The sequence below is a fragment of the Bradyrhizobium sp. USDA 3397 genome (assembly GCF_054060965.1).
In genome coordinates this window covers 7,431,157-7,446,597 of the sequence record NZ_JBSSDS010000001.1, presented here as the reverse complement: position 1 = coordinate 7,446,597, position 15,441 = coordinate 7,431,157, and the positions used below count along the sequence as shown (strand labels likewise).

At 65.9% G+C, this 15,441-nt stretch carries 13 protein-coding genes; 6 read left to right on the top strand and 7 right to left on the bottom strand.

Annotated features, from left to right (window positions below):
• Positions 1-146: 146 nt before the first annotated feature.
• Together ACVWYQ_RS34535 and ACVWYQ_RS34530 are read right to left on the bottom strand one after the other, a co-directional pair.
• On the bottom strand, positions 147-1,016 hold the full coding sequence (locus tag ACVWYQ_RS34535) for a sulfurtransferase (protein WP_456727018.1): 870 nt from the start codon (positions 1,014-1,016) through the stop codon (positions 147-149).
• A 141-nt stretch (positions 1,017-1,157) separates the two neighbouring features.
• On the bottom strand, positions 1,158-2,492 hold the full coding sequence (locus ACVWYQ_RS34530) for a dihydroorotase (RefSeq protein ID WP_271542635.1): 1,335 nt from the start codon (positions 2,490-2,492) through the stop codon (positions 1,158-1,160).
• A gap of 96 nt (positions 2,493-2,588) precedes the next feature.
• Here ACVWYQ_RS34530 and ygfZ point away from each other — a divergent pair, with 96 nt between their 5' ends.
• The 6 genes from ygfZ to ACVWYQ_RS34500 all read left to right on the top strand — a co-directional run bounded on the left by ygfZ (position 2,589) and on the right by ACVWYQ_RS34500 (position 9,371).
• Positions 2,589-3,464 (top strand): CAF17-like 4Fe-4S cluster assembly/insertion protein YgfZ, encoded by an 876-nt coding sequence (gene ygfZ, locus ACVWYQ_RS34525; protein ID WP_271542637.1) that lies wholly within the window; start codon positions 2,589-2,591, stop codon positions 3,462-3,464.
• Positions 3,461-4,087, top strand: coding sequence for a DNA-3-methyladenine glycosylase I (locus ACVWYQ_RS34520; RefSeq protein ID WP_036003631.1), 627 nt, complete (start codon positions 3,461-3,463; stop codon positions 4,085-4,087). Before ygfZ ends, ACVWYQ_RS34520 begins: the two co-directional genes overlap by 4 nt.
• Positions 4,084-4,698, top strand: a complete 615-nt coding sequence (locus ACVWYQ_RS34515; RefSeq protein WP_271542640.1) for an HD family hydrolase — start codon at positions 4,084-4,086, stop codon at positions 4,696-4,698. Before ACVWYQ_RS34520 ends, ACVWYQ_RS34515 begins: the two co-directional genes overlap by 4 nt.
• Before the next feature lie 129 nt (positions 4,699-4,827).
• The gene (locus tag ACVWYQ_RS34510) at positions 4,828-5,334 is read left to right on the top strand and encodes a tyrosine phosphatase family protein (RefSeq protein ID WP_036038271.1); all 507 of its coding nucleotides are present in this window, start codon (positions 4,828-4,830) and stop codon (positions 5,332-5,334) included.
• Between the two features lie 226 nt (positions 5,335-5,560).
• Positions 5,561-6,529, top strand: coding sequence for an NUDIX hydrolase (locus ACVWYQ_RS34505; protein ID WP_271542642.1), 969 nt, complete (start codon positions 5,561-5,563; stop codon positions 6,527-6,529).
• Between the two features lie 130 nt (positions 6,530-6,659).
• The gene (locus ACVWYQ_RS34500) at positions 6,660-9,371 is read left to right on the top strand and encodes a DUF2339 domain-containing protein (protein ID WP_456727017.1); all 2,712 of its coding nucleotides are present in this window, start codon (positions 6,660-6,662) and stop codon (positions 9,369-9,371) included.
• A 70-nt stretch (positions 9,372-9,441) separates the two neighbouring features.
• On the opposite strand, the gene ACVWYQ_RS34495 is transcribed toward ACVWYQ_RS34500, so the two are convergent.
• The 5 genes from ACVWYQ_RS34495 to acuI form a co-directional block, all read right to left on the bottom strand.
• Entirely contained in the window at positions 9,442-11,130 is a 1,689-nt protein-coding gene (locus ACVWYQ_RS34495) for a methyl-accepting chemotaxis protein (protein ID WP_456727016.1), read from the bottom strand.
• Between the two features lie 263 nt (positions 11,131-11,393).
• On the bottom strand, positions 11,394-13,130 hold the full coding sequence (locus tag ACVWYQ_RS34490; RefSeq protein WP_456727015.1) for a methyl-accepting chemotaxis protein: 1,737 nt from the start codon (positions 13,128-13,130) through the stop codon (positions 11,394-11,396).
• 200 nt (positions 13,131-13,330) lie between these two features.
• Entirely contained in the window at positions 13,331-13,576 is a 246-nt protein-coding gene (locus tag ACVWYQ_RS34485; RefSeq protein WP_157286918.1) for a DUF6894 family protein, read from the bottom strand.
• A 163-nt stretch (positions 13,577-13,739) separates the two neighbouring features.
• Complete coding sequence (locus tag ACVWYQ_RS34480; protein ID WP_456727014.1) at positions 13,740-14,327, bottom strand: hypothetical protein; 588 nt, start codon at positions 14,325-14,327, stop codon at positions 13,740-13,742.
• 114 nt (positions 14,328-14,441) lie between these two features.
• Complete coding sequence (gene acuI, locus ACVWYQ_RS34475; protein WP_456727013.1) at positions 14,442-15,428, bottom strand: acrylyl-CoA reductase (NADPH); 987 nt, start codon at positions 15,426-15,428, stop codon at positions 14,442-14,444.
• Positions 15,429-15,441: the final 13 nt, after the last annotated feature.

Here is a 15,441-nt window from a genome sequence, read left to right as displayed (position 1 = left end):
CTCCACATCGTCATGGCCGGGCTTGTCCCGGCCATCCACGTCTTGCCGCCAGCATGAAAGAACGTGGATGCCCGGGACAAGCCCGGGCATGACGACCTCTTGTGCAGGACAAATGGGATCTTTCACTGAGGGAAGCGTCAGCAAACCTAATCCGTCTCGATCGGCAGCGCCGGATCCCTCGCCCATTCGCCCATCGAAGCGTCGTAGAGCGTCAGTTTGTCGTAGCCGAGCTGCGTCAGCAGCAAGAGGTCGATCGTCGCCGAGATGCCGCCGCCGCAATAAAGAATCACGTTCTTTTCGCGCGTGACGCCCTGGGCGGCGAACTTCGCTTGCGCATCCGCAAGATTCGTCACCGTCTTGTCGGCATTCACGAGTGTGGCTCCGGGAACGTTGACGCTGCCGGGAACGCGGCCCGGACGGCCATAGCGGCTCGGCTCGAGGCCGCGGTGAAACTGCGGCCCGAGCGCGTTGACGATGACGGTTGCGGGATCGCCGATCTTCGCCAGCACGGCTTCCTTGTCGACGAAGCAGCCTGCGCGCGGTGCCCCCTTGAAGGTCGTCGCTGGATAGCCCTTCGGCGCGCCCGTCTCGACCGGCCGCCCCTCCTGCTGCCATTTGTCGAAGCCGCCGTCGAGCACGTGGGCATCGATGCCGAGGGCGCGCAGCATCCACCAGAACCGTGTCGCCCACATCATCGTCCCGATGCTGTAGAGCACGATTGTTTTGCCCGCATCGAGGCCGTGGCGGCCGAAGGCGGCCTCCAGCTGGGAGACATCGGGCATCATGAAGAAGTGTTGCGACGAGGTGTCCGAGAACTCACCTTGCAGGTCGAGGAAATCGGCGCCCGGGATGTGGCCGGCGGCGAACGTCTTGTCACCGGGAACTGCGCGATAAGGCACGACGCCGCCTTCCGGCGCGGGCTCAAGATAGGTCGTGCAGTCGTAGAGGCGCAGGTCGGGATCGCCGAGGCGAGCGGCAAGCTGTTCGGTGGTGATGAGAGATGATGGCTGGGACATCGGACTACACTCCCGTTCGAAATGAAATGTAGACCTCTCCTCTCGTCATTGCGAGCGAAGCGAAGCAATCCAGGCTGCCACCGAGGAACGATTCTGGATTGCTTCGTAGCTTCGCTCCTCGCAATGACGAGCTTGCCGCCCCTACGCCTTCAGCGTCTCCAGAAACCGCACCGGCTCGCCCTGCGCGGCCGTCACCAGCTCGCCCTGCCACATCACGCGGCGGCCGCGAATGAAGGTGCCGACCGGCCAGCCGGTGACGCGAACGCCATCATACGGCGTCCAGCCGGCCTTGGACGCCACCCATTTGTTGGTAATGGTCTCGCTGCGCTTGAGATCGACGATGGTGAAGTCGGCGTCGTAGCCGGCGGCGATGCGGCCCTTGCAGGCCATGTTGTAGAGGCGCGCAGGGCCGGCGCTGGTGAGGTCGACGAAGCGCGCCAGCGAGAGCCGACCCGCATTAACGTGATCGAGCATAACAGGCACCAGCGTCTGCACGCCGGTCATGCCTGAGGGCGAAGCCGGGTATATCTTCTGCTTCTCCTCCAGCGTATGCGGAGCGTGATCGGAGCCGAGCACGTCGATGATGCCCTGCTCGATGCCGCGCCAGATGCCGGCGCGATGATCGGCGCCGCGCACCGGCGGGTTCATCTGCGCCAGCGTGCCGAGCCGCTCGTAGCATTCCGGCGCGACCAGCGTCAGATGGTGCGGCGTCGCCTCGCAGGAGGCGACGCCCTTATGGTCGCGCAGGAACTCGATCTCCTCCTTGGTCGAGATGTGCAGCACGTGGATGCGCTTGCCGGTCTCGTGTGCAAGCTTGACCAGGCGCTGCGTCGCCAACAGCGCCGCGGTCTCGTCGCGCCAGACCGGATGCGAGCGCGCATCGCCCTCGATGCGCAGCGATTTGCGCTCGTTGAGGCGGTATTCGTCCTCGGCGTGGAAGGCGGCGCGGCGGCGGATCACCTGGAAGATGCGGCGCAGGCTCTCGTCGTCCTCGACCAGCAGCGCACCGGTGGACGAGCCGATGAACACCTTGACGCCAGCGCAGCCGGGTGCGCGCTCCAGCACCGGCAGGACCTGGACGTTCTCGCGGGTGCCGCCGATGAAGAAGGCGAAATCGCAATGCATGCGGTGATGGGCGCGCTTCACCTTGTCGGTGAATTCGGCCTCCGTCACGGTCAGCGGCGAGGTGTTGGGCATCTCGAACACGGCGGTGACGCCGCCCATCACGGCGCTGCGCGAGCCGGTCTCGAGGTCTTCCTTGTGCGTCAGCCCGGGCTCGCGGAAATGCACCTGCGTGTCCATCACGCCGGGCAGGACGTGCAGGCCCTTGCAGTCGATCACCTCGGCGGCTGAGTCTTGCGATAGCGGACCGAGCTCGGCGATGCGACCGCCCGTGATGCCGATATCGCGGACGCCCTCGCCGTCCTGGTTGACTACGGTGCCGCCCTTGAGGATCACATCGAAATGCTGGGTCATTGGGCCTCTCTCATCCCCAAGCGCAGGGCTCGAGGTCTTGTCGTTTATGCGTTGCGGGCTTACGTTCCGGAGCAACATGTCGCAAGAGATTTTCGCATGAAATCGGCGTTTCTTCCCGACCGGGGCGTGATCAAAGTCGCGGGTGAGGATGCACGCAGCTTCCTCAATGGCCTCGTCACCACCGACCTGGACAGGCTGAAGCCTGGTCTGGGGCGATTCGGCGCATTGCTGACGCCGCAGGGCAAGATCATCGTGGATTTCCTGATCACGGAAGCGCCCGCGGGCCACGGCGGCGGGTTCCTGATCGACTGCCCGAAAGCGCTGGCGGACACCCTCGCCACCAAGCTGAAATTCTACAAGCTGCGCGCCAAGGTCACCGTGGACAAGCTCGACCTCGGCGTGCTCGCGGCGTGGGACGGCGAGCCGGCGGCGCAGCCTGACCTTGCCTTTGCCGATCCGCGGGCTGAGGGGCTCGGCTACCGCATCCTGGTCCCGGAAGATCTCAAGCAGAAACTGTCCGATCTCATTGGCGCCGAGCTGGTCGATGCAGCCGAGTACGAGGCGCACCGCATTGCGCTCGGCGTGCCGCGCGGCGGGCTCGATTTCATGTACAGCGATGCGTTCCCGCATGAGACCAACATGGATCGCCTCGCCGGCGTCGATTTCGACAAGGGCTGCTATGTCGGCCAGGAGGTCGTCTCGCGCATGCAGCATCGCGGCACCGCGCGCACGCGCAGCGTGAAGGTGCTGCTCGAAGACGCCTCGCCCGAGCCTGGCACAACCATTCTCGCCGGCGACAAGCCGGTCGGCACCATCGGCTCGACGGCCGGCGGCAAGGGCATCGCGCTGGTGCGCATCGATCGTGTCGCCGATGCACTCGATGCAGGCCAGCCGCTCACCGCTGGGGGGCTGGCTTTGACGCTGGCTGAACCAGACGTCGTTCGCATTCCAGCCAAGCAGCCCATCGCATGAGCCGCGCGGCCCGCCTGCATCCCGATGGCCTGACCCGCTGCCCCTGGCCGGGCGAAGATCCGCTTTATGTCGCCTATCACGACACCGAATGGGGCGTGCCGGAATACGACGACCGCGCGCTATACGAGAAGCTGATGCTGGACGGTTTCCAGGCCGGCCTGTCCTGGATCACGATCCTGCGCAAGCGCGACAATTTCCGCAAAGCCTTCGACGATTTCCAGCCGGAGAAGATCGCGCGCTACACGCCCAAGAAGGTTCACGCGCTGATGAACGATGCCGGCATCGTGCGCAACAAGGCCAAGATCGAAGGCGCGATCCTAAGCGCAAAGTCCTATCTCGACATCATGGAGAAGGGCCCGGGCTTCTCGAAGCTGCTGTGGGACTTCATGGACGGACGGCCGAAGGTCAACCAGTTCAAGACCACGGCAAGCGTGCCGGCCTCGACGCCGCTGTCGGTGCAGATCTCCAAGGAGCTGTCCTCGCGCGGCTTCAAATTCGTCGGCCCGACCATCGTCTACGCCTTCATGCAGGCGACCGGCATGGTCAACGACCACCTGGTCGACTGCCACTGTCATGCGACCTGCAGCAAGACCCAGCGCAAGCTGCGCCTCAAGGCCAAATGACGGCGAAGAAGGCAGCGCGCAACGAAGAGGTCCGCGCCTGGCAGCGCATGCTGTCGGGCCGGCGGCTCGATCTGCTCGATCCTTCCCCGCTCGACATCGAGATCGGCGACATCGCGCACGGCCTGGCGCGGGTGGCGCGCTGGAACGGACAGACCCTCGGAGCGCACATTTTTTCGGTCGCACAGCATACGCTGCTGGTAGAGACCGTGCTGCGCCATGAGATACCCCGCGTCGACCAGCGCGTCCGGCTCGCGGCCCTGCTGCATGATGCGCCGGAATATGTGATCGGCGACATGATCTCGCCGTTCAAGGCCGTGCTCGACGGTCATTACAAGGTCGTCGAGAAGCGGCTGCTCGGCGCCATCCATATCCGCTTCGGTTTGCCGCCGGTCTTGCCTGATGACATCACGCAGGCCATCAAGGCCGCCGATCGCGGCGCGGCCTATCTCGAGGCAACCGAGCTCGCCGGCTTCAGCGCGAGCGAAGCGCGGCGCCTGTTCGGCAAGGATCCGGGTCTCTCCGACAGCGTCCGACGCGACTATCTGACGCCCTGGACCGCGGCGCGGGCCGAGAAGCAGTTTCTGGAGCGGTTTGGCGCCGTGTTTGCGTGAGTCTTGTAAGGTGGGCAAAGGCGCTCTTGCGCCGTGCCCACCATCACTTCGCGTTTGCGACAAAAGTGGTGGGCACGCCTCGCTTTGCCCACCCAACGGCCGCGGCTATAATCAAGAAAAAGGTTCGCCATGATCCACGTCTGTTCCCTCGCCGCGCTTCCCGAAACCGTCCGCCTCACCAAGGCCAGCCACGTGCTGACCGTGATGGCCAATGTCGAGCAGGTGGCGCGTCCCGTGTCGGTGCTCCCGGCCAACCATCTCAAAGTGTCGATGGACGACATCACTGAGGAGATGGACGGCTTCGTCGCGCCGTCGGAGACGCATATCGAGCAGGTGCTCAACTTCGTGCGCGGCTGGGACCGCAGCGCCCCGCTGGTGGTGCATTGCTATGCCGGGATCAGCCGCTCCACTGCCAGTGCGTTCGCGGCCGTTTGCGCGCTTAATCCGAATCGCGACGAGATCGAGATCGCCAGGAAGATTCGCGCGGCCTCGCCGATCGCCTCGCCGAACCGGCGCATCGTCAGCCTCGCCGATCATGCGCTCGGACGCAACGGCCGCATGCTGCGCGCGCTCGACGAGATGGGCCCCGGCGCGATGATGGTGGAAGGCCGCCCCTTCGCGATCGAGCTCGAATGACAGCTGGTTGTCACGATGGAGGTGCGCCCCCTCTCCCGCCTGCGGGAGAGGGTTGGGGAGAGGGTATCTCGGCGACGAAGACTCCCCCAGAGGATAGAGCCCTCTCCCGCCTCGCATCTGTCGATGCGACGCGACCTCTCCCGCAAGCGGGAAAGGTGCACCGAGTCCGCGGATGGGCCGTCTTAACCATGCGGCATTCCGTTCAATTCAACGACACGGCAGCCGTATGAGCGAGACGCTGCTGACGCCAATCGAAATCGGCCTCACCGCCGCTATCGTCGCGATCGAGAACCACGAGCCGCTGATCCTGACCGCACACGGTGCCGACGGGCTTGCCGGCCTGCCGTTCGGTCCGTTCGACGCGGTGAGCCATCGCACGTTCGAGATCGGCCTGCGCGCCTGGGTCGAGCAACAGGCGGGGCTGCGGCTCGGCTATGTCGAGCAGCTCTACACGTTCGGCGACCGCGGCCGTCATGCCGAGGCCGGCGACACCGGCGCCCATATCGTTTCGATCGGCTATCTCGCGCTGACGCGCCCTGCGGGCGGCGAGCTCGCGACCAACACGGCGAGCTTCGCGCCCTGGTATCGCTTCTTCCCCTGGGAAGACTGGCGCGAGCAGCCGCCGGCGATGATCGCCCGCGACATCATCCCTGCGCTGAGCGAATGGGCCGAGGCGGAGACGCCGGAGACTGTTCGCGCGCTGCCGCGGAAGGATCGCGTGCGGTTCTATTTCGGTCTCGACGGCGCGCCCTGGGACGAGGAGCGCGTGCTCGACCGCTACGAGCTGCTCTACGAGGCCGGGCTGATCGAGGAGGCCCGCCGCGACGGACGTCCTGCGGCACTGGCGCGCAAGACGCTTCCCCCGCTCGGGACCTCGATGCGGTTCGACCACCGCCGGATTCTCGCCACGGCAATCGCGCGGCTGCGCGCAAAGTTGAAGTATCGTCCTGTCGTCTTTGAACTTTTGCCGGCTGAATTCACACTCACTGAACTGCAGCATACGGTGGAGGCGATCTCCGGCCGGCACCTGCACAAGCAGAACTTCCGCCGCCTGGTCGAAATGGAGGCCCTGGTCGAACCGACCGGGGTGATGTCGACACAGACGGGCGGACGGCCGGCAGCGCTCTACCGCTTCCGCCGCGAGGTGCTCCAGGAGCGGCCCGCGCCGGGCTTGCGCGTACGCTCCCGGCGCTAGAGCATGATCCGGACCCGAACGGCCGCGTTAGCGCAAAGTGCGTAGCGGTTTTCCGGTAAGATCATGCTCAAGAAATTAAGATCCTGATATGCGCGACCGGCCCCTGCCCCGCCGGTTGCCTGGAGGCTTCATGTTCGACGGCCCGTTTGACGTCTTCGCGCTGATCATTGCGATCATCGCCTTCCTGATCGCGATCAAGTCCTCCAACCAGGCGACCGAGCTGCGCCGGCGGCTGAACTCGCTTGAAGAGATGTTTTCCGCGCAACGTCCGGTCCAGCCGCCGCCGTTGATGCCTGTTTGGGAGCAGGCGCCCGCAGCCGCCACCACAACGGCCGCCCCAGAGCCGCCGCCGCTTGCGCCCGAACCCGAGACGCCGCCTCCGCCCCTAACCGAGGATGCTTCCTCTCCCCCGCTCGAGGCCGACACGGAGCCCGGCGCACCGCCGCCGCTGCCGGCGCCCGCACCCGGCTTGGAGGAGCGGCTCGGCACGCGCTGGGTGGTGTGGATCGGCGGCCTGGCGCTCGCGCTCGGCGGCTTCTTCATGGTGCGCTATTCGATCGAGGCCGGTCTGCTCGGCCCCGGCGTGCGCGTGTTCCTCGGCGGCCTGTTCGCCGCTGCGCTGCTCGGCGCCGGCGAATGGACGCGGCGCAAGGAGAGCATCTCGAGCATCGCGGCGCTGCCTATCGCCAACATTCCCGCGATCCTCACCGCGGCTGGCACGGCGGTGGCGTTCGCGACCATCTACGCGGCGTACGCGCTCTACGACTTCCTCGTGCCTGCGACAGCCTTCGTGCTGCTCGGCATCGTTGCGATGGGCACGCTGGCCGCAGCGCTCCTGCACGGCCCCGCGCTCGCCGGGCTCGGCGTCGTCGGCGCCTTCGTGACGCCGATCCTCGTCTCCTCGGGCAAGCCGGATTATTGGGCGCTCTACATCTATCTTGCGGTCGTGACGGCCGCGAGTTTCGGGCTCGCCCGCATCAGGCTATGGCGCTGGCTTGCGGTCACGACCATTGCCTTCGCGGTGCTCTGGATATTCCCGGGTCTCGATATCGAACAGGTGCAGGTCGCGCCGCACGCCTTCCATGCCATCGCCGGCTTCGTGCTCGCCGCACTGCTCGTCGTCTGCGGCTTCATGTTCGGACCCAGCATGGAGGACGGCGAAATCGAGCCGGTCTCATCGGGCGCGCTCGGCGCCTATTTGTTCGGCGCGATGCTGGTCGTGCTGTCGAGCGCGCATGCGGATCTCGCGCTGATCGCGTTCACGCTCCTCGTCGGCGGCACGCTGTTCGTCGCCTGGCGCGCACCGGCGGCGACCGGCGCGCTGGGCGCGGCCGCGGCGACCGTTTTCATCGTGTTTGCCGAATGGGCGGTGCGCGCTAACCCCGACATGCTGGTGCTGCCGGGCGGCCCGATGCCGGGCGTCGGCCCGGTCGCGACCGACAGCGCGGTGACGCTGCATCTGGTGACGGCCGCGATCTTCGCCGCCGGCTTCGGCGTCACGGGCTTTTTCGCGCAAGGCCGCTCGAACTCGGCGATCATTCCCGTGGTGTGGTCGGCGGCGGGCGTCGCAACGCCCATCGCCATCCTGGTTGCGCTCTATGCGCGCATTGCCCATCTCGACCGCTCGATCCCGTTTGCGATCCTTGCCGTGCTGCTCGCTGCGGCCTTTGGCGCTGCGACCGAAGCGCTGATGCGCCGCGAAGAGCGCCCCGGCGTTGCAACCTCGATCGCGCTGTTCGCGACCGGTACACTCGGCGCGCTGGCGCTGGCGCTGACCTTCGCCCTGGAGAAGGGCTGGCTCACCATCGCGCTCGCGCTAATGTCGCTCGGCACCGCCTGGATCTCGTTGCAGCGGCCGATTCCGGTGCTGCGGCGGTTGGCTGCCATCTTCGCTGCGATCGTCACCGCGCGCATCGTCTATGATCCGCGCATCGTCGGCGATGCCGTCGGCACCACGCCGATCTTCAACTGGCTGTTGTGGGGCTATGGCCTGCCGGCCGCCTCGTTCTGGGGCGCGAGCATCTTCCTGCGCCGCCGCGCCGACGACGCGCCGCTGCGCGTGGTCGAGACCGCCGCCATCCTGTTCACGGCCCTGCTCGCTTTCATGGAGATCCGGCACTTCGCGACTGGCGGTCGCATGACCGCGGCCCCCTCACTGCTCGAGTTCGCGCTGCAAGTCTGTGTCACGCTCGCCATGGCAATCGGCCTGGAGCGCCTGCGGCTGCGCACCCACAGCATCGTGCACAATGTCGGCGCGGTCGTGCTGACGGCGATCGCCGGCCTCATCAGCGTGTTCGGTCTCCTGATCCTGGAGAACCCGCTGCTGCTCTCCAGCGTCAATGTCGGCGGCCTCGTGTTCAATCTGCTGCTGCTTGGCTATGCGTTGCCGGCCGTGCTGATGCTGCTGCTCTCCTACGCGGTCGCAGGACACCGCAGTGTCGCATATGCAAACACGATTGCGGGTGGTGCCCTGGTGTTCGCGCTCACCTATGTGACGCTGGAGATCCGCCGTTTCTATCACGGCCCGGTCCTGCTCTACGGCGACACCACGAGTGCCGAGCAATACACCTATTCGATCGGCTGGCTCGCCTTCGGCGTGGCGCTGCTCGGCGTCGGTATCCTGGTCAATTCGGAGCGTGCGCGGCTGGCTTCTGCCGCCGTCATCGCGCTGACGATCTTCAAGGCCTTCGCGGTCGACGTGTGGACGCTGACGGGTGTCTACCGGGCGCTCTCGTTCATGTGCCTCGGCGTCGTGCTGGTCGCGATCGGCTGGCTCTACCAGCGTATCCTGTTCCGGCGGCAGATCGCACCGCCGCCGGCCGCGCCGCAGACGGGCAGCTAGACTGGATCGTCGGGCGGGCACTCCACCTCTCCCCAGCGGGGAGAGGTCAACAACGATCGAGCGGGTGCCTCTACGCCGCGCGGACCGATTCCAGGAACTGCGCGACCTCGACCTTCAGGCGGGTGCTGTCGGTCGCCAGCGACTTCGCCGCCGACAGCACTTCACTCGAGGCCGAGCCGGTCTCGATCGCACCGCGCTGCACGTTGGTGATGTTGGACGACACTTCCTGCGTGCCGAGCGAGGCCTGCTGAACGTTGCGCGAGATCTCCTGCGTGGCCGCGCCCTGCTCCTCGACGGCGGCGGCGATCGCCGCGGACACCTCCGACAGCCGCTCGATGGTGCCGCCGATCTCCTGGATGGCGTTGACGGATTCTTGCGTCGCCGCCTGGATGCCCGAGACCTGCGCCCCGATTTCGCCGGTCGCTTTCGCGGTCTGCTCGGCCAGTGCCTTGACCTCGGAGGCGACGACGGCAAAGCCGCGGCCGGCTTCGCCTGCGCGCGCCGCCTCGATGGTCGCGTTCAGCGCGAGCAGGTTGGTTTGGCCCGCGATGGTGTTGATGAGCTCGACGACGTCGCCGATGCGGGCGGCGGCCTGCGACAGCGCGTTGACGCGCTCGTTGGTCCGCGCCGCCTGCTCGACCGCTTCCGCCGCCATCCGCGCCGAATCCTGCACGCGGCGGCTGATTTCGGTGATGGAGGACGACAGCTCCTCGGAAGCAGAGGCCACCGCCTGGACGTTGGTGGAAGCTTCCTCCGATGCGGCCGCAACGACGGTTGCGAGCTCCTGGCCGCGCTGCGCGGTGCCGCTCAGCGTCGCGGCGGAGGCCTCGAGCTCAGTCGAGGCCGACGACACGGTCTCGACGACCTCGCCGATCATGACCTCGAAATTGCGGGTGATGGCATCCACACGGCGGCCGCGCTCGATCTTGGCCTCGGCGTCGCGCGCCGCTGCCTCGTCGGAGGCCTTCTTGGCGATCAGCGCCTCCTTGAAAATCTGGAGTGCATCCGCCATCGAGCCGATCTCGGTCTTCTCGCCGCGATGCGGCACCTCGGCCGAGAGGTCGCCTTCGCCGAGCGACTGCATCGGACGGATGATCGAGGCAATGCCGCGAGAAACGTCGCGCACGAGGTAATAGGCGGCGGCGATCGCGATCACGACAGCCGCGACGATGACGCCGACCAGCACGCGGAAGACCGCCGCGTAGCTCTCCGCCGCCTGCTTCGTCTCCAGCTCGGCACCGCTGTTGTTGAGTTCGATGCCCTTCTGAAGCAGCGGATCGGCCGCCTGGGCCATCTTTGCCACCTTGGTCTGCAACATCTCGTTGGCGTCGGTCGGGAAGCGCCCAACGCTCTTGCGGGACAGCGCCATGACGTCCTGCACACCATTCAGGTACTCGGCCCACGCCTTGGACCATTGCTGGTAGAGCGCGCGCTCCTCGGCCGCATTGATCAGCGGTTCGTAGACCTTGCGGGTCTTCTCGATGCGCTCGCGCAAATTGGCGAGGCGCTTTTCGGCGGCCTCCTTGCCTTCGGCGGTGTCCTGCATCAGGTGCAGGCGCAGCGCGACGCGCAGCTCGTTGATGTCGGCGCGCATCGAGCCGAGGGCTCGCACGCTCGGCAACCAGCTCTCCGCGATCTCGACGGTGTGGGCGTTGATGTTCTGCATCGTGCCGATCGCCATCACGCCGACGCCGGCGAGCGAGAGCACGAGGACCGACAGCACGGTCAGCAGCTTGAAGACGATCGACAACTTCGACATCACGACAATCCCGATGATTACCCGGCAACGCGCACATCACCTGCGCCGCAGACGTCACAACGGACGACCCGGGCGAAGGTCAGTTCAACAATGCTGGCTGGTTCTTTTCCCGAAGGATTGCGCGCATAATCGCAAACAGGCGTTAACAGGAGGCTACGTAAAAATACGGCTCGTGCGCAGCGATCGTGGTTTTGCTGCAACTCTCTGTTGCAGCCGCACCAGCATTTCCCGTTACGATGCGGACGCTCGCGAAAAGGCACGTGTCAGGCCGCGCGCACGGTATCGAGGAATTTTCCGACTTCGAGCTTCAGCCGGTTGCTGTCGCCGGACAGCGATTGCGCGGCCCCCAACACCTGCGAGGATGCCGAACCGGTCTCGCTCGCGCCGCGCTGCACGTCGGTGATGTTGGACGACACCTGATGGGTGCCCGTCGCCGCCTGCTGCACGTTGCGGGAGATCTCCTGCGTTGCGGCCCCCTGCTCTTCCACCGCGGCTGCGATGGTCGAGGAGATCTCCGACAGCTTCTCGATGGTGTGGCTGATGTCCTTGATCGCGCCGACCGAATGCTCGGTGGCGGTCTGGATGCTGGCGATCTGCTGGCCGATCTCGCCGGTCGCCTTCGCCGTCTGCTCGGCAAGCGCCTTGACCTCCGAAGCGACGACGGCAAAGCCGCGGCCTGCCTCGCCGGCGCGCGCGGCCTCGATGGTTGCATTGAGCGCCAGGAGGTTGGTCTGGCCGGCGATGGTGTTGATCAGCTCGACCACGTCTCCGATCCGCGCCGCAGCAGCGGAGAGCTCCCCGACGCGATCGGTCGTGGTGCGAGCCTGGTTCACCGCATCGCCGGCGACGCGGGCGGATTCCTGCACCTGCCGGCTGATCTCGGTGATCGACGACGACAGCTCTTCGGTCGCCGACGCGACCGACTGCACGTTGGTGGACGCTTCCTCGGAAGCGGCAGCAACCATGGTCGTGAGCTCCTGGCCGCGCGCCGCGGTCGCGGTCAGCGTCGAGGCGGAAGCTTCCAGCTCGGTCGCGGCCGAGGACACGGTATCGACGATCTCACCGATCGCGGCTTCGAAGCTGTCAGCCAGCTTGTGCATCTCGGCCTTGCGCTGCGCGGCCGCAATCTGGTCCTGCCTGATCTTGGCTTCGGCGTCCTCGCGCGCCTTCTGCTCCGACACGACCTTGAACTTTTCAACGGCCGCCGCGACGCCGCCGACCTCGTCCTTGCGGCCGAGACCGGGCAGAACCACGGAGAAATCGCCGCCGGCGAGCTTTTCCATGGCGACCGTGAGCGCACGGATCGGCCGCGCGATGGTCAGGAACGACATCAGCCAGGAGCCGACGAGGACGAGCATGGCGAGTGCGCCGACCAGGATCGCAAGCTGCTCGCTCGATCTCATTTGGGCCGCGGCCGCGGCATTCTTCTCCTCGGATTTGTGCCTTGCGTAGTCGGCGATCTGGCCGATCAGCACGTCGAGTTCGCCGGCAATCGGCAGGGTCACCTCGCGTGCGATGCGAACGACGTCTTCATTGAGCTTCGCAGCGCGGGCCGCTCCGTCTGCACCGCTGGCGGCCAGGGCTTCGCCGCGCACGCCGGCGATCTGCTGCGCGGCCTTTTCGTAATTCGCAGCCAGCGATCTCAGTTTCTCCATCCGAGCGCGGTTCTCCACCTCGTGAGAAAGCTTCAGCATTCCATCGACCAGCGCATTCATCGATTTTTGCTGGTCGCCCAGATTCTGGACGGCCTTCTGAATGTCAGCCGGGCTATTGGCAAGGCGAAGGTCTCGTACCGCGAGCTGCATGCCGCGAACCGCAGCCTCGGCCTTGACTGCGTCGCGCGCGATCTGCTGCTGCGCAAGCGCGCTCTGGCTGCTCTCGCGAATGCCCGCATTGCCGAGCATCTGGCTTGCAATCATGGCCCCAACCAGGAGCACACCGAGTGCCGACGCAATCGCCAGCTTGGTCCCGATCCTCAGATTCTGAACTAGGCTCAACATGGGCATGCTTCCCCCGAAGGAACGCGCAGCCGAGTCATTGTCGGCTTCCCCTGACTGCGCCATTGCCCAAAAAGTGAGCTTCTCACATTCCGATTTGGTTAACGAAACCCCTCGCAGAAATACTGACTTTGCACGCTAAATGATTGAGCGCGAAAGGAAATGATCCCGTCATAGTTGTAAATTGCAGCTTCAAGTCGGAGCTAGGACGCTTTACATCCGATGGCCTCGCCGACGAGGCTGATTCGAAAGACCGGCTGCTTGTCCTCGTCGAGCAGCTCCATGCACCATTCGGCGTTCGGCTTCAGGCTGCGCGCGATACCGCTGAGCAGATTGGCGCACACCTCGGTCATCTCGGTCCAGGCGGCTGCGCGATCCTCGAACTCGTACGGCAGGTCGGCGGCGCCGGAATAACGGCCGGTGCTGATGCGGAAGAAATAGAGCGACATCGTTGAACCCTTGCGTGGGACCGCCCCCCGGCCGCGCGCAAACTGCGGCCCGAACAGCTACCAAGGCATGAAAGCCGCCGTCCGTATGACTACGGCGCAGGCGGCTTGGTGTTCGATGATGCCTTCGACGATCAATGGCGCGGGTTGTCCCGCGCAGGCGAGCTCACTGCGTGGAGCGGCGCAGCTCCAGCGGTCCCTCGTTCTTCGCCGGCTCGGACTTCACCGGCTCGAGCCGGCTGCCCTCGACACGCGGCGTCTCGACGCGCGCGGCTACCTCGGTGTTCGATGCGGCAACCGTGCCGGTGTGCTCCGGCTTGTGCAGCGAGCGCGGCCGCGCCGCAGCGCGCGCCATCAGCATTTGGTTGCCGCCCTGGTGACGGAAGTCGCAATAGGCGAAGCCCATGCCCGACACCGAGCCGCGGAAGCTGCGCTCGTCGGTCTTTTCAAGGTTGAAGCAGGGCTCGAACGGAATGCCCTTGATCGAGGCGCAGACGTTCTGGCCACGGATCTGGAGCGTGTTGCCGGGCAGACGGAGATGACGGACCGGGCCTGCGCCCGAGAACTGCACCGCACCGGCGGCGCCGAGATCGTCGAGGATGCGACCTGCACCGCGGGTGCCGTCGAAACAGGTGAAGGCGAACACCTTGCCGGCCACGAAACGGCGTGCCTCGTCGGCGTTCATGCTTCCAGCGATGGCCGGCGCAAACGTCGCTGCCGCCGTGACAGCCCCCAACACAATACGCGCAAGCATGCTCAACTCCGAACCAACCCCCGCAGCGGGCGATGCCTTTATCTCTTTACCCGCTGCTTACCATACCAACCATGGCGACATTGAAGCAGCTTGGTTGGTAAAGTCTGAACGCCGTCAGACAATTTTTACCACGACGCGGCCGCGAACCTGGCCGGCGAGGATCTTCGCGCCCCAGCCCTGAACCTCGTCGAGCGAAATTTCCTCAGTGATTTCAGCCAGTTTTGTCCGGTCCAGGTCGGAGGCCAAACGCTGCCAGGCCGCTTTCCTGGGCTCAATCGGGCACATCACGGAATCGATGCCGAGAAGGCACACTCCGCGCAAAATAAACGGCGCCACCGAGGACGGCAGGTCCATGCCTGCGGCGAGGCCGCAGGCCGCGATCGCGCCGCCATATTTCGTCATCGAGAGCAGGTTCGCGAGGGTGGTCGAGCCGACGCTGTCGACGCCGCCGGCCCAGCGCTCCTTGGCGAGGGGCTTTGCCGGCGCCGACAATTCGTTGCGGTCGATGATCTCGGCAGCCCCCAGTTGCTTCAGGTAGTCGGCCTCGGAGGCCCGCCCGGTCGAAGCGATGACGTGGTAGCCGAGCTTCGAGAGCACGGCGATCGCGACCGAGCCGACGCCGCCGGCAGCGCCCGTCACCAAGACCGGGCCGCTCTTCGGCGAGATGCCATGCTTCTCCAGCGCCAGCACCGAGAGCATCGCGGTGAAGCCGGCGGTGCCGATCGCCATGGCGTCGCGCGCCGATAGCCCTTGCGGAAGAGCGACCAGCCAGTCGCCCTTCACCCGCGCCTTCTCGGCATAGGCGCCGAGATGGGTCTCGCCCATGCCCCAGCCGGTGCAAACGACCTTGTCGCCCGCCTTCCACTGCGGATGCGAGGAGGCTTCGACCGTGCCGGCAAAATCGATGCCGGCGATCATCGGGAAGCGACGCACCACCGGCGCCTTGCCGGTGAGCGCAAGGCCGTCCTTGTAGTTCAGCGTCGACCATTCGACGCGGACGGTGACATCGCCCTCCATCAGCTCGGCTTCGTCGAACTGCGCGAGCTGCGCGGTGGTGCCCTTGTCCGCCTTGTCGATCCTGATCGCCTTGAATGTGGCCACGACTGAACTCCCT